The 23,910-nt window shown below is 66.7% G+C and carries 24 protein-coding genes; 9 read left to right on the forward strand and 15 right to left on the reverse strand.

The annotated features are described in order from the left end of the window. Positions 1 to 144: 144 nt before the first annotated feature. From lysA to argH, 3 genes are all read right to left on the reverse strand, one after another. Complete coding sequence (gene lysA, locus BRADO_RS30090) at positions 145 to 1,410, reverse strand: diaminopimelate decarboxylase (RefSeq protein WP_041757149.1); 1,266 nt, start codon at positions 1,408 to 1,410, stop codon at positions 145 to 147. A 336-nt stretch (positions 1,411 to 1,746) separates the two neighbouring features. Further along, on the reverse strand, positions 1,747 to 2,022 hold the full coding sequence (locus BRADO_RS30095) for a lipoprotein (RefSeq protein ID WP_012029978.1): 276 nt from the start codon (positions 2,020 to 2,022) through the stop codon (positions 1,747 to 1,749). Between the two features lie 98 nt (positions 2,023 to 2,120). Then, positions 2,121 to 3,512, reverse strand: a complete 1,392-nt coding sequence (gene argH, locus BRADO_RS30100; protein WP_012029979.1) for an argininosuccinate lyase — start codon at positions 3,510 to 3,512, stop codon at positions 2,121 to 2,123. Between the two features lie 94 nt (positions 3,513 to 3,606). On the opposite strand from argH, the gene BRADO_RS30105 reads away from it, so the two are divergent. Further along, complete coding sequence (locus BRADO_RS30105; RefSeq protein WP_012029980.1) at positions 3,607 to 4,296, forward strand: TlpA disulfide reductase family protein; 690 nt, start codon at positions 3,607 to 3,609, stop codon at positions 4,294 to 4,296. A gap of 144 nt (positions 4,297 to 4,440) precedes the next feature. Here BRADO_RS30105 and BRADO_RS30110 read toward each other — a convergent pair whose 3' ends face one another. From BRADO_RS30110 to BRADO_RS30135, 6 genes are all read right to left on the reverse strand, one after another. Beyond that, complete coding sequence (locus tag BRADO_RS30110) at positions 4,441 to 4,638, reverse strand: putative motility protein (protein WP_008964847.1); 198 nt, start codon at positions 4,636 to 4,638, stop codon at positions 4,441 to 4,443. A gap of 80 nt (positions 4,639 to 4,718) precedes the next feature. After that, entirely contained in the window at positions 4,719 to 5,597 is an 879-nt protein-coding gene (locus tag BRADO_RS30115) for a 3-hydroxybutyryl-CoA dehydrogenase (protein WP_041757849.1), read from the reverse strand. Positions 5,598 to 5,699: 102 nt separating this feature from the next. Continuing rightward, positions 5,700 to 6,635, reverse strand: a complete 936-nt coding sequence (locus BRADO_RS30120; protein ID WP_012029982.1) for an electron transfer flavoprotein subunit alpha/FixB family protein — start codon at positions 6,633 to 6,635, stop codon at positions 5,700 to 5,702. Further along, a complete protein-coding gene (locus BRADO_RS30125; RefSeq protein ID WP_012029983.1) occupies positions 6,635 to 7,384 on the reverse strand; it encodes an electron transfer flavoprotein subunit beta/FixA family protein in 750 nt (249 codons plus the stop codon). The genes BRADO_RS30120 and BRADO_RS30125 overlap by 1 nt, the downstream gene beginning before the upstream one ends. A 119-nt stretch (positions 7,385 to 7,503) precedes the next feature. Then, the gene (locus BRADO_RS30130; protein WP_012029984.1) at positions 7,504 to 8,076 is read right to left on the reverse strand and encodes a cob(I)yrinic acid a,c-diamide adenosyltransferase; all 573 of its coding nucleotides are present in this window, start codon (positions 8,074 to 8,076) and stop codon (positions 7,504 to 7,506) included. Positions 8,077 to 8,110: 34 nt separating this feature from the next. Further along, positions 8,111 to 8,305, reverse strand: coding sequence for a twin transmembrane helix small protein (locus tag BRADO_RS30135; protein ID WP_012029985.1), 195 nt, complete (start codon positions 8,303 to 8,305; stop codon positions 8,111 to 8,113). Between the two features lie 130 nt (positions 8,306 to 8,435). Between BRADO_RS30135 and BRADO_RS30140 the strand changes: the two genes are divergently transcribed. Then, the gene (locus BRADO_RS30140) at positions 8,436 to 9,329 is read left to right on the forward strand and encodes a YihY/virulence factor BrkB family protein (RefSeq protein WP_041757851.1); all 894 of its coding nucleotides are present in this window, start codon (positions 8,436 to 8,438) and stop codon (positions 9,327 to 9,329) included. Here the strand turns inward: BRADO_RS30140 and BRADO_RS30145 are convergent. Continuing rightward, positions 9,256 to 10,410, reverse strand: a complete 1,155-nt coding sequence (locus tag BRADO_RS30145) for an ATP-binding protein (RefSeq protein WP_012029987.1) — start codon at positions 10,408 to 10,410, stop codon at positions 9,256 to 9,258. The two genes, BRADO_RS30140 and BRADO_RS30145, sit on opposite strands and share 74 nt — an antisense overlap. 597 nt (positions 10,411 to 11,007) lie before the next feature. Then, on the reverse strand, positions 11,008 to 11,877 hold the full coding sequence (gene gluQRS / locus BRADO_RS30155; RefSeq protein WP_012029988.1) for a tRNA glutamyl-Q(34) synthetase GluQRS: 870 nt from the start codon (positions 11,875 to 11,877) through the stop codon (positions 11,008 to 11,010). A 125-nt stretch (positions 11,878 to 12,002) separates the two neighbouring features. Between gluQRS and BRADO_RS30160 the strand changes: the two genes are divergently transcribed. From BRADO_RS30160 to BRADO_RS30185, 6 genes are all read left to right on the forward strand, one after another. After that, positions 12,003 to 12,656 (forward strand): DNA-3-methyladenine glycosylase, encoded by a 654-nt coding sequence (locus tag BRADO_RS30160; protein WP_012029989.1) that lies wholly within the window; start codon positions 12,003 to 12,005, stop codon positions 12,654 to 12,656. Between the two features lie 106 nt (positions 12,657 to 12,762). Then, entirely contained in the window at positions 12,763 to 13,854 is a 1,092-nt protein-coding gene (locus tag BRADO_RS30165; RefSeq protein ID WP_041757152.1) for a DUF2855 family protein, read from the forward strand. 69 nt (positions 13,855 to 13,923) lie between these two features. After that, positions 13,924 to 14,895 (forward strand): peptidyl-alpha-hydroxyglycine alpha-amidating lyase family protein, encoded by a 972-nt coding sequence (locus BRADO_RS30170; protein ID WP_012029991.1) that lies wholly within the window; start codon positions 13,924 to 13,926, stop codon positions 14,893 to 14,895. 212 nt (positions 14,896 to 15,107) lie between these two features. Further along, a complete protein-coding gene (locus tag BRADO_RS30175) occupies positions 15,108 to 15,665 on the forward strand; it encodes an HNH endonuclease (RefSeq protein ID WP_012029992.1) in 558 nt (185 codons plus the stop codon). A gap of 351 nt (positions 15,666 to 16,016) precedes the next feature. Beyond that, positions 16,017 to 16,955 (forward strand): ABC transporter ATP-binding protein, encoded by a 939-nt coding sequence (locus BRADO_RS30180; protein ID WP_012029993.1) that lies wholly within the window; start codon positions 16,017 to 16,019, stop codon positions 16,953 to 16,955. Beyond that, the gene (locus BRADO_RS30185) at positions 16,952 to 18,178 is read left to right on the forward strand and encodes an ABC transporter permease (RefSeq protein ID WP_041757153.1); all 1,227 of its coding nucleotides are present in this window, start codon (positions 16,952 to 16,954) and stop codon (positions 18,176 to 18,178) included. The genes BRADO_RS30180 and BRADO_RS30185 overlap by 4 nt, the downstream gene beginning before the upstream one ends. On the opposite strand, the gene BRADO_RS30190 is transcribed toward BRADO_RS30185, so the two are convergent. From BRADO_RS30190 to crtY, 4 genes are read right to left on the reverse strand one after another with little or no spacing between them, the layout of a single operon-like run. Beyond that, positions 18,175 to 18,951 (reverse strand): fatty acid desaturase, encoded by a 777-nt coding sequence (locus tag BRADO_RS30190; protein WP_012029995.1) that lies wholly within the window; start codon positions 18,949 to 18,951, stop codon positions 18,175 to 18,177. The two genes, BRADO_RS30185 and BRADO_RS30190, sit on opposite strands and share 4 nt — an antisense overlap. Then, a complete protein-coding gene (locus BRADO_RS30195) occupies positions 18,923 to 19,930 on the reverse strand; it encodes a phytoene/squalene synthase family protein (RefSeq protein WP_012029996.1) in 1,008 nt (335 codons plus the stop codon). The genes BRADO_RS30190 and BRADO_RS30195 overlap by 29 nt, the downstream gene beginning before the upstream one ends. Next, a complete protein-coding gene (locus BRADO_RS30200) occupies positions 19,927 to 21,435 on the reverse strand; it encodes a phytoene desaturase (RefSeq protein ID WP_050781057.1) in 1,509 nt (502 codons plus the stop codon). The genes BRADO_RS30195 and BRADO_RS30200 overlap by 4 nt, the downstream gene beginning before the upstream one ends. Before the next feature lie 8 nt (positions 21,436 to 21,443). Next, positions 21,444 to 22,628, reverse strand: a complete 1,185-nt coding sequence (gene crtY / locus BRADO_RS30205) for a lycopene beta-cyclase CrtY (RefSeq protein ID WP_012029998.1) — start codon at positions 22,626 to 22,628, stop codon at positions 21,444 to 21,446. 222 nt (positions 22,629 to 22,850) lie between these two features. Between crtY and BRADO_RS30210 the strand changes: the two genes are divergently transcribed. Beyond that, a complete protein-coding gene (locus tag BRADO_RS30210) occupies positions 22,851 to 23,801 on the forward strand; it encodes a polyprenyl synthetase family protein (RefSeq protein ID WP_012029999.1) in 951 nt (316 codons plus the stop codon). The last annotated feature ends 109 nt before the right edge of the window (positions 23,802 to 23,910 follow it).

Below are 23,910 nucleotides of genomic sequence, written 5' to 3' on the forward strand. Positions count from 1 at the left end.
GCCGCGGCGGCGGTTATTGAACCGAGACGTCACGGCGTACTGGATCGTCCGCTTTCGCGGACGATGACAGTGGGGCTTACATGCCCGGATCGTCGTGCGGTGAGAACGCTTACTCACGCATCAAGGAAAGGAACGCAGCCCGCCTCACAACCACGGCGCCGGCGTATCCATCGCGATCAGCTGCTCGACCTCGATCCTCGGCCGGATCACCGCCGCCTGGTCGCCCTTCACCAGCACCTCGGGCACCAGCGCGCGGGTATTGTACGTGCAGGCCTGCACGGCGCCGTAGGCGCCTGCGGTCATGATGGCGAGGAGGTCGCCGGGCGCGGGCTCGGGCAGCGCCCGGTCGAGGGCGAGGTAGTCGCCGCTTTCGCAGACCGGGCCGACGACGTCGGCCACGAAGGCGGGCGCGTCCGGCGGGGCCTGCTTCACGGGCAGGATGTCGTGATGCGCCTCGTAGAGCGTCGGGCGGATCAGGTCGTTCATCGCGGCGTCGATGATGACGAAGTTCTTGGCCTCGCCGTGCTTCACATAGATCACCTTGGCGAGGAGGATGCCGGCATTGCCGACGATCATGCGGCCGGGCTCGAACATCAGGGTGCAGCCGAGATTGTGCGACACGCGCTTGACCATCGCGGCGTAGGCGGCGGGCTCCGGCGGCACGGCGCGGTCCATGTGATAGGGGATGCCGAGGCCGCCGCCGAAATCGACATGGGAGATGTCGTGGCCGTCGGCGCGGAGCGTCTGCACGAATTCGGTGAGGATGCGGAAGGCGGTCTCCATCGGGCCGAGATCGGTGATCTGGCTGCCGATATGGACGTCGACGCCGGTGACCTTGATGCCCTTCATCTTCGCCGCGCGGGCGTAGACGCGGCGGGCGTGGTCGAGCGGGATGCCGAACTTGTTCTCCGACTTGCCGGTCGAGATTTTTGCGTGCGTGCCGGCATCGACATCCGGGTTGACGCGGATGGAGATGCGGGCGGTGTGGCCGGTCTCCACGGCGAGGCGCGCCAGCAGATCGAGCTCGGGCTCGGATTCGATGTTGAGGCAGTGGATGTCGGCCGCGAGCGCGGCGCGCAGCTCGGCCTCGGTCTTGCCGACGCCGGAAAATACGATCTTGCGCGAGGGGATGCCGGCGGCCAGCGCGCGCTTCAATTCGCCGCCGGAGACGACGTCGGCGCCGGCGCCCAGCTTTGCGAGCGTGCGCAGCACCGACTGGTTGGAATTGGCCTTCATCGCGTAGCAGATCAAGACGTCCTGGCCGGCGAAGGCGTCCGCGAACACGCGGTAATGCCGCTCCAGGGTGGCGGTGGAGTAGCAGTAGAACGGGGTGCCGACGCGGCTCGCGAGCTCGGCGAGATTGACGGCCTCGGCGTGCAGCACGCCGTCGCGGTAGTCGAAATGGTTCATGGGTTCGTGTCCGCGCGCGGCTTGCGAGTGAGTGATTGTGGCGGCGAATTGCCGGGAAATGGCAGGGATTGTCAATTGAGGCCGCGGTCCTCGCCGAGGCAGTTGCCGCGCCGTCCAGGCCTCATGGTTCGAGACGCGCCGCGCGCGGCGCTCCTCACCATGAGGGTGAACATCTCGCCGGAGGCCAGATCGGGCCACAAGTTGGGTCCTTGTCCTGAGGAGCCCGCCAAAGGCGGGCGTCTCGAAGGACGGGGGTGGCCTCGATGCCTGCTGCGGGCGTTGCCCTGACGCGATCTTCCCCGAGAAGCTGTGGAGCCAGTCTGGAGCGCGTCAGCCCTATTTGCTGTCGAGCAGCGGATCCAGGATGAAGGGTTTCTTCTGGCCGCGGGGGGCGGCGGGGGCGCTGTCGGCGCCGTAGCCGGAGTTGAAGACGCCGGGCTTGGCGGCGTTGTCGGTCGCGGTGTCCGGCGCGGCGGAGAGTTGCGGCGCGGGTGGGGAATTGGCCGGCAGGTCCAGCGGGCCCTTGCGGCCGCAGGCGGCCAGCAGCAGGGCTGAAGCGCCCAGGACGAGCAGGACCCGGGCGGCGGAGGTCGGACGGCGAGCGCTAATCACGTGTGAAATCCCCATGCGGGCGGCACCATACAGAGATCGGCGGGCCATGACGAGTGCCGGAGTGCCACGCCGAGCCGATCAATTTTCGGCGGGGAGCCCTACTTCCGCTGTTTTTCCAGACGCTTCAGCCAGGCCTTGGCCTGGCTCGCGACGTTCTTCGGTGCGGTGCCGCCGAAGCTGGTGCGGCTCTTCACCGAGGCCTCGACCGAGAGCACGCCGAGCACGTCGGCCGTGATCTTGGGCTCCACCTCCTGCATCGCCTCGAGCGGCAGCTCGTGCAGCGCGACGCCCTGCTTCGAGGCCAGCGCGACGATGCGCCCCGTCACGTGATGGGCCTCGCGGAACGGCATCTTGAGGGTGCGGACCAGCCAGTCGGCCAGATCGGTGGCGGTGGCGTAGCCCTCGCCGGCGGCGGCCTTCATGCGGGCTTCGTCCGGCACCAGGTCGAGCGCCATGCCGGTCATGGCGCGGATCGCCAGCGACAGCGCGGCGAACGCCTCCATCGCGCCCTGCTTGTCCTCCTGCATGTCCTTTTGATAGGCCAGCGGCAGGCCCTTCATCACGATCAGGAGCCCGTTGAGCGCGCCGATGACGCGCCCCGTCTTGGCGCGGACGAGCTCCGCGGCGTCCGGATTGCGCTTCTGCGGCATGATCGAGGAGCCGGTCGTGAACTTGTCCGACAGCTTGATCAGGCCGACCAAGGGCGAGGTCCAGATCACGATCTCCTCGGCGAAGCGCGACAGATGCACGGCGCAGATCGACGCCGCCGACAGGGTCTCCAGCACGAAGTCGCGGTCGGAGACGGCGTCGAGCGAATTGGCCATCGGGCGGTCGAAGCCGAGGGCTTGCGCGGTGGCGTGGCGGTCGATCGGGAACGAGGTGCCGGCGAGCGCGGCGGCGCCCAGCGGCGATTCATTGAGGCGCTCGCGGGCGTCGGCGAAGCGGCCGCGGTCGCGGCCGGCCATCTCGACATAGGCGAGGAGATGGTGGCCGAAGGTGACGGGCTGCGCCGTCTGCAGATGGGTGAAGCCGGGCATCACGGTGCCGGCGAATTCGAGCGCGCGGGTCGCGAGAGCCTGCTGGTAGGCGGCCAGCGCCGCGTCGATGTCGTCGATCTCGTCGCGCACGAACAGGCGAAAATCGGTGGCGACCTGGTCGTTGCGGGAGCGCGCGGTGTGCAGGCGGCCGGCGGCGGGGCCGATCAGCTCGGACAGCCGGCTCTCGACATTCATATGGATGTCCTCGAGCGCGCGCTTGAACTCGAACGAGCCCTTGGTGATCTCTGACAGAATCGTGTCTAGACCCCTGGCCATATTTTTCGCATCACCTGACGTGATGATGCCCTGGGCGGCGAGCATGGCGGCGTGCGCCTTGGACGCGGCGATATCCTGCGCGTAAAGGTGGCGATCGACGTCGATCGAGACGTTGATGTCCTCCATGATCTCGTCGGGACGCTCCGTGAACCGGCCGCCCCACATCTTGTTGCTCATGCCTGCCGCTCTTAGACCTTGCTGATCGCCACTGGATGGGACACACGTCCCGTGCCCCGAATTTCGCGCCTCTGATAGCCGCAACCGACCCGAGATGACAAACGATAAGCCAGAGACGTCCCCCGCCCGCCCCGCCGCCCGCGGCCGAACCGTGCTCTTGGCCGGCGCCGTGGCGGTCGCTGCCGTGGTCGGCATCGCGGCGGTTTCGTTCGGGGGACTCTTGAAGGGCAAGCCGGCCGGCGACCAGGCCTGCCAGGGCGCGGTCGACACCGCGGCGCGGCTGGCGCCGCTCATCAAGGGCGAGGTGGCGGCGCTGACCGCCGCCAAGACGCCGCTGCGGCTGCCGGACCTCGCCTTCGAGGACGCCGCGGGCAAGCCCGCGAAGCTCTCGGATTTCCGCGGCAGGACGGTGCTATTGAACCTCTGGGCGACCTGGTGCGTGCCCTGCCGCAAGGAGATGCCGGCGCTGGACGGCCTGCAGGCCAAGCTCGGCAGCGACGCCTTCCAGGTGGTCGCGGTCAACATCGACACCCGCGATCCGGAGAAGCCGAAGACGTTCCTCGCCGACGCCAGGCTGACGCAGCTCGCTTATTTCAGCGACGCCAAGGCCAAGGTGTTCCAGGATCTGAAGGCGGTCGGCCGCGCGCTGGGCATGCCGACCTCGGTGCTGGTCGACGGCAATGGCTGCGAGATCGCCACCATCGCCGGTCCCGCCGAATGGGACAGCGCCGATGCGCTCAAGCTGATCCAGGCGGCGACGTCGAAGGCCGCGGCGGGGCTCTAAACCAATCCAACGGACGTCACTCCGGGGCAGCCCGCAGGGCTGAACCCGGAATCTCGAGATGAGTCCGACAAGCTCTAGATTCCGGGTTCGATGCTGCGCATCGCCCCGGAATGACCGTGGATGGGGAAAAGGGCGCCTTAGCGCTCAGGCCGCGATATTGAGGTTGCCGCCCACGCCGGGGCCGACATTGGCGAGCGACAGCGTCTGCTGGGCGCCGCCGAGCAGGGTCAGGACCGCGTCCTTCTGCGCGTTCAAATTCTGCTTCAAGACCGACGTGGCGACCTGCTGCTGGGTCGCGCTCGCCTGCTGCGCAAGCGCCGCAGCCACCAAGCTCATATCCATACGCTCATACCTCGTTATGGCACCGTATCCCGGCAGCCTTAACGAAGCGTATCGATCGGGCGTTTCAAGGGACGGTTGAACTACCGGGTCGGCACCGGCTTGGGGCCGCGATAGTCGTAGAAGCCGCGCTGCGACTTGCGGCCGAGCCAGCCGGCCTCGACATACTTCACCAGCAGCGGACAGGGGCGGTACTTGGAATCCGCCAGCCCCTCATGCAGCACCTGCATGATCGAGAGACAGGTATCGAGGCCGATGAAGTCGGCGAGCTCCAGCGGGCCCATCGGATGATGCGCGCCGAGCTTCATCGCGGCGTCGATCGCCTCGACGTTGCCGACGCCCTCATACAGCGTGTAGATCGCCTCGTTGATCATCGGCAGCAGGATGCGGTTGACGATGAAGGCCGGGAAATCCTCGGAGACGGCCACCTGCTTGCCGAGCCGGCCGACAAACTCCTTGGCCGCCTCGAAGGTCGCGTCGTCGGTGGCGATGCCCCGGATCAGTTCCACCAGCTCCATCAACGGAACCGGATTCATGAAGTGGATGCCGATGAACCGCTCGGGACGGTCGGTGCAGGCCGCGAGCCGCGTGATCGAGATCGACGAGGTATTGGAGGCGATCATCGCCTCGGGCTTCAGCACCGCGCAGAGATCGTGGAAGATCTTGCGCTTCACGTCCTCCTTCTCGATTGCGGTCTCGATGACGAGATCGCAATCAGCGAGGCCATCGAGGCTGTCGGTGGTCGAGATGTGCTTCAACGCCTGGCCGCGGGCGTCCTCGGAAATCATCTTCTTGGCGACCTGACGGGTCAGGTTGCCGTTGATGGTGGCCATGCCGGATTTCAGACGGTCGGAGGTGACGTCGTTGAGCACCACGTCGAGCCCGGCCAGCGCAGCGACATGCGCGATGCCGTTGCCCATCTGTCCTGCGCCGATCACACCGAGCTTGTTGATCTGAGCCATGTCGTCATCCACCGGAGCGGCGCAGACATCTGCGCCCATCCATGCCCTAACAGAATAAGACACCGGCCGCGACAGTCCCCTCCGCGGCCGGTGTATCCCACGTTACTTGCCGAGCGCTTCCGTCAGCTCCGGAACCGCCTGGTAGAGGTCCGCGACCAGGCCGTAATCGGCGACCTGGAAGATCGGCGCATCCTCGTCCTTGTTGATCGCGACGATCACCTTGGAGTCCTTCATGCCGGCCAGATGCTGAATGGCGCCTGAAATGCCGACCGCCACGTAGAGTTCCGGAGCGACCACCTTGCCGGTCTGGCCGACCTGCCAGTCGTTCGGCGCGTAGCCCGCGTCGACCGCGGCACGCGAGGCGCCGACGCCGGCGCCGAGCTTGTCGGCGAGCGGCTCGATATATTTGGCGAAGTTCTCGCGGCTCTGCATCGCGCGGCCGCCGGAGACGATGATCTTGGCCGAGGTCAGCTCGGGGCGATCGCTCTTGGCGACCTCTTCGCCAACAAACGTCGACAGCGCCGGATCACCGGCCGCCGCGACCGTCTCCACCGACGCGCCGCCACCATCGCCCGCGGCGGCGAAGGTGGAGGTGCGGACGGTGATGACCTTCTTGGCGTCCTTCGACTTCACGGTCTGGATCGCGTTGCCGGCATAGATCGGCCGCTCGAACGTGTCGGGCGCGACGACCTTGATGATCTCCGACACCTGCATCACGTCGAGCAGCGCGGCGATGCGCGGCATCACGTTCTTGAAGCGCGAGGTGGCGGGCGCGACGACCGCGTCGTAGTTGGCGGCGAGCTTGACGACGAGGTCGGCGAGCGGCTCGGCGAGATCATGCGCATAGGCGGCATCGTCCGCGAGCAGGACCTTCTTGACGCCGGCGAGCTTGGCGGCGGCGTCCGCCGCGCCCTTGGCGCCCTGGCCCGCGACCAGCACGTCGACATCGGCGCCGAGCGCGGCGGCCGCCGTCAACGCCTTGTTGGTCGCGTCCTTGATTCCAGCGTTGTCGTGTTCGGCAATCAGCAGCGTGGCCATCAGAGCACCCCCGCCTCGGTCTTGAGTTTGGAAACGAGCTCCGCGACGTCCTTCACCTTGACGCCCGCCTTGCGGCCCGCGGGCTCCGCGGTCTTGAGCACTTCGAGCCGCGGGGTGAGATCGACGCCGGTGTCGGCGGCGGTCTTCTCGGCGATCGGCTTCTTCTTCGCCTTCATGATGTTCGGCAGCGACGCGTAGCGCGGCTCGTTGAGACGCAGATCGGTGGTGACGATCGCCGGTCCCTTGAGCATCACGGTCTGCAGGCCGCCATCGACCTCGCGGGTGACCTTGAAGTCGGCCCCTTCGACCTCGAGCTTGGAAGCGAAGGTCGCCTGCGCCCAGCCGAGCAGCGCGGCCAGCATCTGGCCGGTCTGATTGCTGTCGTCGTCGATCGCCTGCTTGCCGAGAATGATCAGCCCGGGCTGCTCTTCCTGCGCCACAGCCTTGAGGATCTTGGCCACCGCGAGCGGTTCGACATTGCCTTCGGCCTTGACCAGGATGCCGCGGTCCGCGCCCATTGCGAGCGCGGTGCGGATGGTCTCGGAGGCCTGCGCGGGTCCGATCGAGACCACGACGACCTCGGTCGCCTTGCCGGCTTCCTTCAGCCGCAGCGCTTCCTCGACGGCGATCTCGTCGAACGGATTCATCGACATCTTGACGTTGGCGAGCTCAACGCCCGATCCGTCGCTCTTGACGCGGACCTTGACGTTGTAGTCGACCACCCGCTTGACCGGCACCAGAACCTTCATCGATCCTCTTTCGCTCTCAATTGTCCGGGGTTGATCTTTCGGGCGCGGAACCTAAAGCGCCCGTACCCCCCGGTCAACGCGCGAGGGGCGAAAAAACGCCACCCCGCACGCCCCCGGGGCTAACGGTTTTGCCCTGGCACCCACAACACGTCGCCGGCGCCGTTCCGGTTCGCGGCGCGGCTGGCCACGAACAGGAAATCCGACAGGCGGTTCATATAACGAATCGCAGCCTCGCTGACCGGCTCGTCCGGTCGGGAAGCGAGTTCCGCCATGATCCGTTCCGCCCTGCGGCAAATAGTACGGGCAACGTGCAGATGCGCCGCCGCAGGGGTTCCACCAGGGAGCACGAACGAGGTCAGCGGCGCGAGCTTGTCATTCAACGTGTCGATGTCGCGCTCCAGACGATCCACCTGGCTCGCCACCACGCGCAGCCGCTCCGCCTTGCCCTCGCGCTGCGGCACCGCCAGGTCGGCCCCGAGGTCGAACAGATCGTTCTGGATCAGGCCGAGCATCGCGTCGATCTCGGGCGCGTCGGCGAGATGCAGCCGCACCACGCCGATCGCGGCGTTGGTCTCATCGACGGTTCCATAGGCGGAGACGCGCAGGTCGAACTTCGGCCGGCGCTCGCCATTGCCGAGCGCCGTCGTGCCGTCGTCACCGGTCCGCGTGTAGATACGATTCAAAATGACCATGCCGTTGTCTCAACGTCCCCGTTCTCGCACGCCCTCAGCGTCCCATCGCCCAGATGGTCGCCATGGCAATGACGATCGCCACGAATTGCAGGATCACCCGCCAGCGCATCAGCTTCTGCGACAGGTTCGGCGAGCCGCCTCGCGTCATGTTGACGAGCCCGAGAAACAGCACCAGCGCGACCGCGCCGACGGCGATAGGCAGGATTAATTTACCGAGAATTGAAGCCATTAGGGCTAGATAACACCATGGACGCAGGAGCGCCATGCCGGATCGGCGCAGCCGGGGCTGCAACTTCTGGCTTTTGGATCCGTAATATCGGATGGTCTGAGGGCAGGTTGTTCGCGGAGTGCAGGGACAGGTGAAGGCGCTTCGCTACATCTTTCACGTCGTCATGGATGCGTTCTACACCTTCCTCGCGGACGACGGCTGGGCGATCGCGAGCCATATCGCGCTGTCGACGCTGATGGCGCTGTTTCCCTTCCTGATTGTGCTGACCTCGCTCGCCGGCTTCCTCGGCTCCAAGGACCTCGCCGACCAGGCCGCCACCCTGATCCTCGAGACCTGGCCGGCCCAGGTCGCGGATGCGCTGACCGGCGAGATTCACGACGTGCTGACGACAACTCGGACGGATGCGCTGACCATCGGCGCCGTGCTTGCGGTGTACTTCGCCTCGAACGGCGTCGAGGCGCTGCGGGTCGCGCTGAACCGCGCCTACGGGGTCATCGAGCAGCGCCGCTGGTACTGGCTACGGCTGGAATCGATCGGCTACACCCTGGTCGCCGCCGTAACCGCGCTGGCGATGTCGTTCCTGATCGTGCTCGGTCCGCTGATGCTCGCCACCGCAAGGCGGTTTCTGCCGCTTGCGGTCGACGCCAATGAGCGCTTCGTCAATCTGTCCCGCTACGGCATCACGATCAGCGCTCTGATCGTCGCATTGTTCATCCTGCACGCCTGGCTGCCGGCGGGCCGGCGCAGCTTCATGCAGATCATGCCGGGCATCGTCTTCACCTTCGTCGCCTCGCTGGTGTCGGGCATCGTGTTCGGCCAGTACCTGGCGCGCTTCGCCAACAACTACGTGACGATGTATGCAGGGCTCGCCTCGGTGATCATCGCGCTGGTGTTCCTGTATTTCATCGCGGCGATCTTCGTCTACGGCGGCGAGTTGAACGCGTCGATCATCAAGTCGCGGCTGCCGCGCGGTGTGTCGCTGCAAGAAGCGCAGTCGCTAGAGCCCTCGGCGAAACGGGCTTGAGCAGGAACGCATCCGCGCCGGCGGTGCGCGACGCCGCTTCGTCCTCGCCCCGCCCGGAGACGCCGATGATCGGGATGTCGCCATGAGGCGCACCGAGGGCGCGAATCCGCGCGATCGCCTCCACGCCGTTGATGCCCGGGAGCACCATGTCCATCAGCACGGCATCGTAGCTGCCCGACGCGATGCGCTCCGGCGCCGCTTCGCCGCGGCCGATGAACTCGGCCTGGTGACCGAGCTCGTTCAGGATGGTGTTGAGCACGACACGGCCAAACGGATTGTCCTCGACGCCCAGCAGGCGCAGCGGCCTGACCGGCGCGAGCGTCACGCCATCCTCGCCTCCTGCCGCCGTCGTGTGCGGCGCAGCCGCCACCGTCAGCGCCACGGTGAGCGTGAAGGTCGTCCCGCCACCCTCATACGGGGTGACCGTCACGTCTCCCCCCATCGCACGCGCCAGTTGCCGCACCGAGGACAAGCCGAGACCAGCGCCGCCGAAACGCGAGGCGATCGAAACATTGGCCTGGCTGAACGGGCGGAACAGCCGCTTGATCTCCGGCAGGCTCAACCCGATGCCGGAATCCGAGACGTGGAACGCGACCTCGACCCGGCCCTTTGGCGTTCCCTTCGGCGCCGCTCTGCCAGCCTTGCCGCGGCCCGCCTTGCCCGCCAGGGCGATCTCAAGCGCCACGCCGCCCTGCTCGGTGAACTTCACCGCATTGTCGATCAGGTTTTCGAGCGCGGCACGCAGGCGCACGGGGTCGCCGACCACAAGCCCCGGCAATGCGTCGGAGACCTCGACACGCGCCTCCAGCCCCTTCGCCGCCGCCCGTCCAGACAATGAATCGCCAGCTGCGCGCGCCAGCACGCGCAGGTCGAACAGATCCTCGCGCAGGATCGCACCAGTGCTCTCGTGCTTGGCGGCGTCGACGAACAGCGTCGCCAGGCTCGACAGATGCTCGGCACCCGCCTTGATCGTATCGACCCAGCGCCGCTCGCGCTCGCCGAGCTCGGAGGTGGCGAGCAGATCGCTGATCGCGAGAATGCCTGTCAGGGGCGTCCGCACCTCGTGGGCGAACACCGCCAACGCGGCTTCGACGACGCCTGGTCCTGGCGCCCCCGCGTCATTCCTTCGCGCCCGCTGACCTGCCACGGCCTTCGCCGCGCGGGGCTTGGCCCCGACTCGCAGTGCGCCTGCCAATGCCGTGACCTGAGGAACGTGCTTCTGCAACGGCCGCGCCTTCGCGCGCTTTTCTGCCGGTGCAGCCTTCGCGACCGTGGTCTTCGGCTTTGCTGCTTTTGAAGAGGTCGTTCTGGGCGAGGTCGATTGGGCAGGTATCTTGGCAGGCGTCTTTGCAGGCGTCTTTGCAGGCGTCTTTGCAGGCGTCTTGGCGCCGCGCGTCTTGGACGCGGCGGAATGTCTGGGCGCAGCTGTCTTGGTCGGTCGGGTCCGACGTCCCGTACTCATGTTCCGAACGCGCTTCATCATGGCCCCTGTGACATGAACTCCGACAAACGAAGGGGCACTTCTACTGTCATGTCTTGTCGTGCCGCTTTCGATTGAAGCTCCCGATAACCCGCGCCATTGGTCAGCATGGCACGGTCGTTTCCGAGTGTCACGATGCCCCGGAGGTTGTCCCCGCCGGAAACATTCGGAGACAGCGGGACTTGCGGCAGGACACGGCTATACCAAGCCGATCCTGTGTCGGATTTCCGCCGGCGAGACGCCTTCGGCGCGCAATGTGCGCAAAGCCGTCGCTTGCGTGGATTTGGACAGCTTGTGGCCCATATCGTCGCGAATCAGTTGGTGGTGCCGATAGGCCGGCGCCGGCAGGCCGAGCAGGACCTGCAGCAGCCGGTGCACGCTGGTCGCATGAAACAGATCCTGTCCACGCACCACCTCGGTCACGCCTTGCAGCGCGTCGTCCACGACCACGGACAGATGGTAGCTGGTGGGTGTTTCCTTGCGCGCCAGGATGACGTCGCCCCAGACTGCCGGGGTCGCCTCGATCGTCCCGCTCTCGCCGTTCGGCCCACAGCCGACCTCGACCCAGCTCAGCCCTCCGGCGCGCACGACCGCCGCTTCCATATCGAGTCGCAGCGCATAGGGCAGGCCGCTGCTCATCAGTTCTGCACGGCGTGTTGCAGACATTGCCTTTGCCGCACCGGGATAGAGCGGCGCCCCATCAGGATCCTGCGGCCAATTGCCCTCGACACCTCGCTGCGCGACCAGCCGCGCGATTTCGGCCCGGCTCTCGAAGCTCGGATAGACGAGCCCCATATCCTGCAGCCGCTCCAGCGCAGCGCCATACGCAGCGAGATGCAGCGACTGCCGCCGCACCGGCTGCTCCCAGGCGATGCCGAGCCAGGCGAGATCCTCGGTGATCGCCTGCTCATATTCGGGCCGGCAGCGCGTCGGGTCGATGTCCTCGATCCGCAACAGCAGGCGGCCACCGGTCTCCCGCGCACGCTGGACGTTCAGCAGCGCCGAATAGGCGTGGCCGAGATGGAGATAGCCGTTGGGGCTGGGGGCAAATCGGAAAACGGGTGGCATGTCAGTTCGTCCTTGCAGGACTTGAGCTCGCGTGATCCGACACTCATGCTCCTTTGCGAAAACGTTCGATCCGAGATGGATGCGCGGGTCAAGCCCGCGCATGACGATCCAGGAAGTCTGCCACGATGACCGTCCATCTCGACACTCAGGCCATTCTCGAGGATGCGATCCGCGACCTCGTCAGACAGGACACGCGGCTCGCGCCGATCCTGGAGGCTACCGGCATGCCGGCGCTGCGGCGGCGGGAGCCGGGCTTTGCCGGGCTCGCCCACATCGTCTGCGGTCAGCAGCTGTCGACGGCCAGCGCGGCCGCAATTTGGGGCCGGTTGCAGGCGGCATTCGATCCGTTCGAGGCTGAGGCGATCCGTCGCGCCCGCGCCGACCGGTTGGGAAGGCTCGGGCTGTCTGCTGCCAAGATCAAGACGCTGAAGCACATCGCGCGCGAGCTCGCGGCCAGGCGGCTGAATCTCGACGTGCTCGCCAATGAGGATGCCGACGCGGCGCACGCGACGCTCACGGGGCTGCCCGGCATCGGCCCCTGGACGGCCGACGTCTACCTGCTGTTCTGTCTCGGCCACGGCGATGCCTGGCCGGCGGGCGATCTCGCCGTGCAGGAGGCGGTCAAGGTCGGACTCGGCCTCAACGCGCGTCCCACGTCCAAGCAGATGATGCCGCTCGCCGAAGCCTGGCGGCCGCTGCGCGGCGCGGCGGCGCATCTGTGGTGGAGCTACTATCGCGTGATCAAGAACCGCGAGGGCGTGATCACATCGAGCAACTAACAACGTCCGCGAACGCCGTTTCAAACAAAGTTGGGGTTGCAAAACGGTCATCGATGTCGGCCAGGATCAGGTGCGAAGCAACCGCGAATGCCCGAGGTTCCCGGCCATGCAATCGACTGACTTCATCGTCGCGCGCAACGCGCTGCAGACCTGCCGGACGATCATCACGGAACTGCCCGATCATGACGCGCTCCCCACGGATGCGCTGCTGGTGAAGGTCGACCGCTTCGCCTTCACGGCGAACAACATCACCTATGCGCTGCTCGGCGAGCAGCTGAAATATTGGCAGCTGTTTCCCGCACCCGACGGATTCGGCATCATTCCGGTCTGGGGCTTCGGCGACGTGATCGCATCGCGCAATCCCGCCGTCACGGAAGGCGAGCGGCTGTTCGGCTATTTCCCGATGGCGACGCATCTCGTCATCGAGGCGGCCGATGTCGGCAAGCGGGGCCTGCGCGACGCCGCCGCGCATCGCCAGGGCGTGGCCCCGGTCTACAACGCCTATGCGCGGATCGGCGGCGACGCGGCCTTCGCCGGTCGGCAAGGCGACTATCAGGCCCTGCTCCGTCCGCTGTTCATGCTGTCCTTCCTGGTCGACGACTTCCTCGCCGAACAGGCGCATTTCGGCGCGTCGACCGTGATCCTGTCGTCGGCCTCGAGCAAGACTGCGTTCGGACTTGCGCACCTGCTGCATACGCAGCGCCGGGGTATCCGCGTGGTCGGGCTGACCTCGCCGTCGAACACGGCCTTTGTCCGCGCGCTCGGCTGCTACGACGAGGTTGTGACTTATGATGCCATCGACACGCTCGACGCGGCCGCTGGCGTGGCGTTCGTCGACATGGCTGGCAACGCCGGGCTTCGCGCCGCGCTGCATCATCATTTCGGCGAGCATCTGGTCTATTCCGGCCGCGTCGGCCTGACGCATCAAGACGGGAGCGACGATGCCGCGCCGCTGCCCGGCGCCCAGCCCACCTGGTTCTTCGCGCCCGACCAGATCAGGAAGCGCGCGAAGGAATGGGGGCCCGGCGGCCTCGAGACGCGGCTCGGCACGGCGTGGCGCGACTTCGCTCCGCGCCTCGACGGCTGGCTCACAATCACGGACGGACGCGGGCCCAAAGCTGTTCAGCGCGTCTATCTCGACACCTTGCTGGGCCGCGTTCCCCCAAATCAGGGCCACATGCTGTCGATGGCAGGCTGAGCGGGTTTCCGCCCGCCGTCAAACCCGTGTAGCCTCGTTCGAACTGAGCTTGCATGGGGGAACCAGGCGATGTCCGTACTCGGCACCGGCGACTACACCTACCGCGTCGTCAAGGATTGGGCGAAGCTGCCCGAGGGGTGGGCGCTGACCGACGTCGCTTCCGTCGCGGTCGACAGCAAGGACCGCGTCTACGCCTTCAACCGCGGCGCCCATCCGTTGATCGTGTTCGATCGCGACGGCAACTTTCTGCGCAGCTGGGGCGAGGGCCTGTTCAGCCGCGCCCACGGGCTGTCGATCGATGCCGACGACAATCTCTACTGCACCGACGACGGCGACCACACCGTGCGCAAATGCACGCCCGACGGGAAGGTGCTTCTCACCATCGGCCTGCCGGAGCGCCCCACCCCGTTCATGAGCGGCGAGCCGTTCAATCGCTGCACCCACACCGCACTGTCGCCGTCGGGCGAGATCTACGTCTCCGACGGCTATGGCAACGCGCGGGTCCACAAATACACGCCCGACGGCAAGCTGATCAGAAGCTGGGGCGAGCCGGGATCGGATCCCGGCCAGTTCAACATCGTTCACAACATTGCGACCGATGCGGACGGCTTCGTCTACGTCGCCGACCGCGAGAACCACCGCATCCAGATCTTCGACGGCGAAGGCCGCTACGAGACGCAGTGGAACAACCTGCACCGGCCCTGCGCGCTGTGCGCCTGCGGCGCCAAGCGCAAGACCTTCATCATCGGCGAGCTCGGGCCGGGCATGCCGGTCAACCTCAACGTTCCAAATCTTGGGCCGCGGCTGACGATCTCGGATTCCACCGGCAAGCGGCTGGCGCGACTTGGCGGGGAGCACGGTCCGGGGCTGGAAACCGGGCGTTTTCTGGCGCCGCACGGGCTCGCCATCGACAGCCGCGGCGACATCTATGTCGGCGAGGTCGGCGTCACCAATTGGAGCACGAGCTTCCCCGGTCAGCCGATGCCCGACGAGGTCAGGATCCATCGCTGCCTGCAGAAGCTGCAGCGGGTTTCGGCCTGAGGCGATCAGGCGAGCTGATCGCCTCCGTTCTGCAAGTGAGTTGCACTGCAGCGAGGCATGGCGCTGCCACGGTTCTGACGCCCTTTCACCGATGCTGGAAAGGCGGGAGAAGTCATGTCAAGCCATTCTTGGGGCTTCACAATCCCGTCACGCTGCATGTAGTATGTGAGGGCATGCTGCTTCGCAGCCGTTATGGAGGCCAGGAGCGTTACTTGAACGCACATGTCTCGCAAGGCGGTTGGCCGGTGTTGGTGCTGAACGCGGACTTCCGGCCGCTGAGTTATTACCCGCTGTCGCTTTGGTCCTGGCAGGACGCGATCAAGGCGGTGTTCCTCGATCGCGTCAATATCGTCGAGTACTACGACAGGGCGATCCGAAGTCCATCGTTCGAGATCCAGCTGCCCAGCGTCGTCTCGCTGAAGTCCTTCGTGAAGCCGACGACCCATCCGGCCTTCACCCGCTTCAACGTCTTCCTCCGCGACCGCTTCGTCTGCCAGTACTGCCACTCCGGCGACGACCTGACATTCGACCACGTCATCCCCCGCAGCAAGGGTGGCCAGACCACCTGGGAAAACGTCGTCGCCGCCTGCTCGCCCTGCAATCTGAAGAAGGGCAACCTGACCCCGCAGCAGGCCAAGATGTTCCCCAAACAGGCGCCCTACGCGCCGACCGTCCACCAGCTCCATCGCAACGGCCGGCTGTTCCCGCCGAATTACCTCCATGACAGCTGGCTCGACTACCTCTATTGGGACACCGAGCTGGACCCGTAGCATATCGAGCCGCCCGCGATGGTGGCCCGCGGTCACCTTCGCGATGGCGGCCGATCGGCTGTAAGGCCGATCGGCGTGACCTGAAGCTGACCCTTGCAGGTCGAGTGATTTCGGTCTCCGCCGGGACGCCGATCCTCTCCGAACGACTTGTCGTCTCCAGTGATCCAAGGTGGCGGGCTGATCGTTTGGTCGTTGTGTACGCGGATGTCCCGGCCGATGCTGGACTTCGGCTCGAAGCGCACCGGTCTGTTCGCGACTGATCACCGCAATTCCCTTCGCAGCCGACGTGCGATACGTCCCGTTCTGCGCGGTCCCGCGGCAGTCCGGGCGCCGCACCGAAACGAGGGATGAATGGGCGGGTCAGCCGTCATCAAGGTCATCGGCGCCCGACACGCCTATGCCAGCCGTCAAGTTCTCCAAGGCGTCGATCTGGAATTGCGCGCGGGCGAGATCTACTGCCTGCTCGGCGTGAACGGCGCCGGCAAGACCACGCTGATGCACGCCATCTGCGGCCGCTTGCGGCTCGACGCCGGGCAGGTCGAGCTCGGCGGCCGCGACGTCCGCGACGACGCCGCGCGCGCGCAGATCGGCTTCGTGCCGCAGAACATTGCGCTCTACCCCTACCTCACGGTGGCCGAAAATCTCGGCGTGTTCGGGCGGCTCGCCGGCGTGCCCGCGAAGGACCTGAAGCAGGAGGTCGACAGGGCCATGGCCAGCGCCGGCCTGACCGAGCGCGCCGGTCAGCGGACCTCGACGCTCTCGGGCGGCTATCAGCGCCGGGTCAATATCTGCGCCTCGATCCTGCACAAGCCGGCGGCGCTCGTCCTCGACGAGCCGACGGTCGGCATCGACGTCGACGCCCGCGATGCGGTGCATGCGATGCTCGCGGACATCAAGACGCGCGGCACGGCGATGCTGCTCACCACGCACGACCTGGAGCAGGCCCAGCAGATCGCCGATCGCATCGGCGTGCTGCACGACGGGCGGATCATCGCCGAGGGGACGCCCGACGACCTGCTGCGCACGACCATGGGCGACCGCAAGGAGGTGATCGTGATCCTGCCGCAGGCGCCCGACGCCGAAAAGGCGCAGGCGCTGGCCGGTCTCGGCTTTGCCCAGGCGCAGGGCCCGCTCGAATGGAGCGGCTTGCTGGCGCCCGAGATCCTCGACGCCGGCCGGTTGAGCGCGCTGCTCGCCGGCGCCGCAATCACCGTGAAGGAGCTGAGAGTGCGCGATCCCGATATCGGCAGCCTGTTCCGCCAGCTCGTCGGCCGGAGAGCCGAGCGATGATGATCTCGATCCTGCGGGTGATGCTGCTCGCCTTGATCCGCGACCGCGGCGCGCTGGTGATGGCCTTCGTGCTGCCGCCCGCGATCTACGTGATCTTCGCCTCGATCTTCGCCGGCACCACCGGCGATCAATTGCGGCTGCGGGTCGTCGTGCTCGACACGGTGCAGAGCGCGGTCACGCAGCGCCTCACCGAAGCGATCCGGGCCGAGCCGACCTTCCGGCGCCCGCAGCGCACGCCTGTGTCGCGCGAGGAGCTCGAGACCATGGTGCGGCAGGACGAGGCCGATGTCGGCATCCTGCTGCGCGCGGATCCGGCGCAGGACATCCCCGGCGCGCCCGCGCCGATCGTGGTCATCGGCGACAGCGCCAAGGCGGTGGGAACGCCGATCGTGGCCGGCCAGCTGCAGCGCCTGTTCGCCGAAAAGCTGCCGGACGCGGCCTATCGCAGGACCTTCGCCGATATCGAGCGCCGCTTCGTTGCGCTCGAGCCCGAGCAGAAGGCGCGCGTCGCCGCCATTCTCGACGCGATGGGCACCCAGGCGGCGGAGGGCAGCGCGGCTCAGGCGAGCGCAGCGCCGCTGGTCGAGCAAATGAACGTGAAATCCGCCGCCGGCGGCATCGCGGCCGCGGTTGTGTATTACGCCGGCGCGGTCGGCGTGATGTTCCTGATGTTCTCCTCGATCCAGAGCAGCATGGTGCTGATCGACGAGCGACAGAACGGCATCTTCGATCGGCTGCTGTCGGGACAGGGGCGGCTCGGGGCGCTGCTCGGCGGCAAGTTCCTGTTCCTGCTGCTGCAGGGCGTACTGCAGGCCAGCCTGATCTTCATCGTCGCCAAGCTCGCCTATGGCGTCGATTTCACCGCGCGATGGCCGGAGTGGAGCGGCCTGACGCTTTCGGCCTCGGCGGCGGCGGCGAGCTTCGCGCTGCTGCTCTCCGCCACCTGCCGCACCCGCGAGCAGGCGCAGACGCTGTCGAACTTCATCGTCCTGGTGCTGTCGGCGCTCGGCGGCAGCATGGTGCCACGCTTCCTGATGCCGCCCTGGCTGCAAAGCATCAGCGCCGTGATGCCGAATGCGTGGGTGATCGACGGCTATCACGGCCTGCTGTGGCGCGATGCACCGCTGTCGCAGATCGAGCTGCCGATCGCCCTGCTCGCCGGTGTCGCGGTCGCGCTGTTCGGATCGGCGTGGATGGTGCTGCGCATGCGGCAGCGGGTTTAGTCACGCCTTTCCAGGGCCCGCCGCTTGATCTCCGGCAGCCGCCACCACGGCGCATCGGGATGCAGATGATGCTCGTGATGAAAGCCGAAGTGGAAGCAGGTCAGCAGCGACAGCCACGCGGGAAATTCGCTCGTCCGCGCGTTGTGGCGATCGGCGAAGGGCTGCGTGGCCGGCTTGTGCGGCAGATAGGTGCCGAAGGTGAACAGCTGCAGCGCCGACAGCAGCCCGGGCAGCGCCCAGAACAGCAGGATGTTCTGCAAGGGAACGGCGAAGACGAGCTGATAAACCAGCGAGACGGCTGCGATGATCGCGACCTGCTTCCAGCCGAAATAGTGCAGGAAAAAGCTGGCGAACCAGTGCCAGAAGCCGTGCGGCGGCACCTCGTCGAAATCGGGATCCTCGGCCGTGCCGGGATGGCGGTGATGCTTGTGGTGCTCGACATTGAGAGCGTCGAAGGAGAACCCGGCATAGAGGAACAGGCAGAGCTGTCCGATACGGCGGTTGACCTGCGGCTTGAACGGCACCAGCGAGCCGTGCATGCAGTCATGCGCGATGATGAACAGGCCTACATAGAGCCAGGTCTGCAGCACCACCAGAGGCAAAGCCGGCAGCAGGCTGTGAAGGGTCAGCGGCCAGAAGAACATCAGACCGACATGCAGCACCAGCCAGGCGGCGATGATGACCGCGGCCAGCGTGAGACCGACGCGGCGCTGCCTCGCATCGTCGCGCCGAGAGGCCCCGAACTCAGTAGCCTTGGCGGTTGCTGCATGCATTGGCAAAGCTCGCTTGTGCGTCACTGGCGGCGCGCCGCGCCTTCGGGCGGGTCCAGAGGTTGTGCTCGCGCGCGGGCACCTTAACCCAGGTGCGGGTGAGACCAAGCGTCAATGCGCTGCGGCCGATCGCGCCGAGCTTCTGCGCGCCTGTCGTGGCGATGCGGGCGTCCCAGGCGCCGGGACCGCGCTTCATCACCTCGCGCCCGATCTGGCGATAGACGACGCGGGCCGTCTCCACCGCCCAGGCGCAACGCACCGGCAGCCGGGCGATGCCTGCCTCGCTGGCCTCGTAAAACTGCTCCGCGACATCGAGCAGCCGCGCGACGACACGGAACACCGCCTGCCGATGCTGCGGTTCCGCGACCTCGGCGGCCGGCACGCCGGCCTCGCACAGCCATTGCTGCGGCAGATACATGCGGCCGGCCTGGGCATCCTCGATCACGTCACGGGCGATGTTGGTGAGCTGCAGCGCGATGCCGAGATCGGCCGCGCGGTCCAGCGTCGCCTCCTCGCGAGCGCCCATGATCGCCGACATCATCACGCCGACCACGCCGGCCACGTGATAGCAGTAGTCCAGCGTCTCGCTCAGCGTCTCGTATTCGCGCCCGTCGACATCCATGGCGAAGCCGTCGAGCAGCTCGAACACGTGATGGTGCGGAATCGCGTGCTCCTGCACGACGCGCTGCAATCCCTGGAACACCGGATCGCGCATCGGCGCCCCCTCCAGCGCCTGCGCCGTCTGGTCGCGCAGCATCTGCAAAGTCCCGATCTGCGGGCCAGGCGCGCCGACGCCCTGCCGAATTCCGAGATCCTGTCCGTCGATGACGTCGTCGCAATGCCGGCACCAGGCGTAGAGCAGGTGCACGCTGGCACGGGTGCGGGAATCGAACAGCTTGGATGCGGCTGCGAAACTCTTCGAGCCGTTGCGGATGACGGCTTCGCTCAGCCGCGCCAGATGGTCATTGTCGCGCAGCGTCATTGCGCCTCCGCGAGTTCGCGCTGGTCCTCGAGGATGACTCGCGCGGTCGCCTTGGCCGAGCCGACGACGCCGGGAATGCCGGCGCCCGGATGGGTGCCGGCGCCGACGAGATACAGCCCCTTGATCTTGTCGTCCGCGTTGTGGGCGCGGAAATACGCGCTCTGCGTCAGGATCGGCTCCAGCGAGAACGCGGAGCCGAGATGCGCATTCAGCTCGGTGTTGAAATCCTGCGGCGTGAAGATGCGGCAGGTGGCGAGGTCCGACTTCAGCCCCGGCAGAATGCGCGCCTCGAGATAGTCGAGGATGCGGTCGCGATAGCGCGGGCCCTCCACGCTCCAGTCGATCGGTGCGGCGGCGAGATGCGGCACCGGCGAGAGCACGTAATAGGTGCTGCAGCCTTGTGGCGCGAGCGACGGATCGGTCACGCTCGGCGCGTGCAGATACAGCGAGAAATCCTCAGGCAACGCGGGCCCCTTGAAGATCTCGTTGATCAGCTCGCGGTAGCGCCGGCCGAACAGAATGATGTGGTGCTTGAGCTCCGGATGCTCGCGGCGCAGGCCGAAATAGATCACGAACAGCGACATGCTGAAGCGCTTGCGCATCAAAGATTGCGCCGTCGGCCGCGCCAGCGGCTCGTCCTTCAGGAGATCGCGGTAGGTATGAACGACGTCGGCGTTGCTGGCGACGATGTCGGCGGCGAACCGACGGCCGTCCTCGGCGACCACGGCACTGACCCGCCCGTTCGCCGTCTCGATCCGGCTCACGCTGGTCGACAGCGTCACCTCGCCGCCGAGATCCTTGAACAGCTGGACGAGCCCCTTGTTGATGAGCGCGCCGGTGCCGCCGCGCGGGAACCAGACTCCCCAGCGGCGCTCCAGCGCATGGATCAGCGCGTAGATCGAGGACGTCGCGAACGGATTGCCGCCGACCAGCAGCGAGTGGAAGCTGAAGGCCTGCCGCAGATGCTCGTCGGAGACGTATTGCGACACCTTGCTATAGACGCTGCGATAGCTCTGCAGCGCCACCAGCTGCGGCGCCACACGCACCATGCTCCGGAAATCCGGGAACGGCACGTGGCCGAGCTTGACGTAGCCCTCCTCCAGCAGGCGCTCGCTATACGACCGGAAGCGCCGATAGCCGTCCACATCAGCCGGACAGAACGCCGCGATCTGGCGCTCCAGCTCGGCCTGGTCGTTGACGTAGTCGAAAGTGGCGCCGTCCTCCCAGCGCAGCTGATAGAATGGGGAGACCGGCATCAGCTCGACATAGTTCTCGAGCTTGCGCCCCGAGAGCGCGAACAGCTCCTGCAGGCAGGTCGGATCGGTGATGACAGTGGGCCCGGCGTCGAAGGTGAAGCCGTCCTGCTCGTAGACATAGGCGCGGCCGCCGAACTTGTCGCGCTTCTCGACGAGCGTTGTCGCGATCCCGGCCGATTGCAGGCGTATGGCGAGCGAAAGCCCACCAAATCCCGAACCGATCACCACTGCTGTCTTGGCGTTCTGCATCTCTTGACTCATGGGGTCTTGAAGGCGCTCGCCTCAGGCAGGCAGGCGAGCGCGGACGAGATCGGGATCGGCGGCTTCATCAGCATATGCATGAAGACGCGCAGCTTGTCCTGCGGCTGGATCCGGGCGGCGTAGAAGCGCTCGATCAGGGCCTGATCGAGACCGTAAAATCGTGCCAGGATTCGGTGACGCTCGGAGGGCTCGGCGGCCTTGAACAGCATCCGGTTCAGGAAGCGATAGTAGCCGCGCCGGCGCCAGATCGTCCGGCCGTAGCCATCGATCGTCTCGCGCGCGTCAGCGCTCGAGAGCGCGCCCCGTTGCGCAAGCCGCGCCGTCAGCAGATCGGCGACGCGGACCGCGTCCGGCAGCGAATAGCCGGTCGTCGGATGCACGAGAAGCGCCGCGAGACCCACGCGCGGCGGGCTGTCGGGCTTGCTGACCAGCCCGGACGGATCGCCCGCCAGAATGACGGGCAGCACACCCTGCTCCGCGCGGATGATCTCGGCGATCTGCCAGCCCTTGGCGAGCGCGTAGCGCGCGATGCGCTGATGCAGCACCTGCTCGGGCAACTCGCCGCCGTCGCTATAGTAGGTGTCCTCGATCAACAGCCGCTGAGGGTCGAGCGGCAGCGTGTAGACGAAGCGATAGCCGTCGCTCTGCGCGACCGTCGCGTCCATCACGATGGGCACATCGAGGCCGTGCGGCGCGGCCAGCCGCACCTCGAGCCCGAGGAACTTCTGAAACCCGAGAGCGAGCCCCGGCACCGGCCGGCCGCCGCGCGCATCGATCACGCAGGGCGCGCGCAAGGTGCGGCCGCCCTCCAGCACGACATGGTCTGCCGTTGCGGAGATGGCCGTCGCGTCGCGCAGGATCCTCTCCGGAAAACGCTGCTCGACCTCGGCACGCAGCCGCGTCGACGTCATGGAGAGGTAGGCGGTCGACAGACGGATGGCATGTTCGGCGAAGCGCACCTCATAACCCGGCCAGCGATGACCGACGAGCCGTCCGAGCCAGGCGTGCTGGTCGGACGAGATATCGGTTCCAAAGAAGCTCCAGGTGTGATTGCCGGCGATGCTGGCCGAGCCTTCGATGATGACGACGCGCAGATCCGGCCGTGCGTCGGTGAGCCGCAAGGCGATCAGGCAGCCGGCAAGACCGCCGCCGATGACGATGACGTCGGCATCTCGACTCATGACGACAACGCAGCGCGCTCACGCGCGGCGATAACCGGCCGAGCCGACAGTGCACCGCGCCGAGCAAAATGCCGCACCTCGGATCCGAGCCAAGCTCCGGGAGTCGTGTGATCCTGAAGCCGATCTCGTCCGTTCACGTTAAGACACCATGCTTGCACTGTTCACCTCAGAACGGAACGGCCTGGACGTGTCACCGGATCACCTCGAAGGCAGGTTCAGAGTATGCACAAACCCGTCGACCTCACCGATACGGCGGCCTTCGAGACCCAGCTCGATCGTTGGCGGGGACGCATCGGCGAAGCGGTTGCCGAGGCCATGGCATTCGGCACGACGGTTCCGGCCCCGCTGCAGGCGGGCATGAGCCACGCAGTCCTGGCGGGCGGCAAGAGATACCGCGGCATGCTCGTGCTCGCGCTCGGATCGGACCTCGGCGTGCCCGAGGAGCAGCTTTTGTCGTCGGCTGTGGCTATTGAGACCATTCATGCAGCCTCCCTCGTGGTCGATGATCTTCCCTGCATGGACGACGCGCGGCGGCGACGGTCGCAGCCGGCGACGCATGTCGCGTTCGGCGAGGCCACAGCAATCCTCAGCAGCATCGCCCTGATCGCCCGCGCGATGGAGGTCGTGGCGAGGGACCGGCAACTTTCGCCCGCCTCCCGCAGTTCCATCGTGGACACTCTGTCGCACGCCATCGGCCCGCAGGCCCTTTGTGGCGGGCAATATGACGATCTCTATCCTCCCTACTACGCGACCGAGCAGGATCTGATCCATCGCTATCAACGCAAGACCAGCGCGCTGTTTGTCGCAGCGTTCCGCTGCCCCGCGCTCCTCGCGGAGGTGGATCCGGAGACGCTGCTGCGCATCGCCCGCGCGGGCCAGCGGCTCGGCGTCGCATTTCAGATATTCGACGATCTCCTCGACCTGACAGGCGATGCCCATGCAATCGGCAAGGATGTCGGCCAGGACCATGGCACCGTGACGCTCGCCACGCTGCTCGGACCCGCGCGGGCGGCCGAACGGGCGGCGGATGAGCTTGCGGCCGTGCAGAAGGAACTGCGCGAGACGGTCGGCCCCGGGCGCGCCCTCGACCTGATCAGGCGGATGGCCGCACGCATCGCCGGCACCGGCAAGAAATCCGCCGGACGCGACGATCTGCGGCCGCATGCCGGCTGAAGCCCGGGACAGCCCATCGCACCGGTCGCAGATCAGATTGTCGCCTCCTGTTTCGGCGGCCCGCATCTGCGAGGAACATCCTGCTACCGACATTCCGAGCGAATTAACT

It is taken from the genome of Bradyrhizobium sp. ORS 278, from assembly GCF_000026145.1.
Taxonomy (GTDB): domain Bacteria; phylum Pseudomonadota; class Alphaproteobacteria; order Rhizobiales; family Xanthobacteraceae; genus Bradyrhizobium.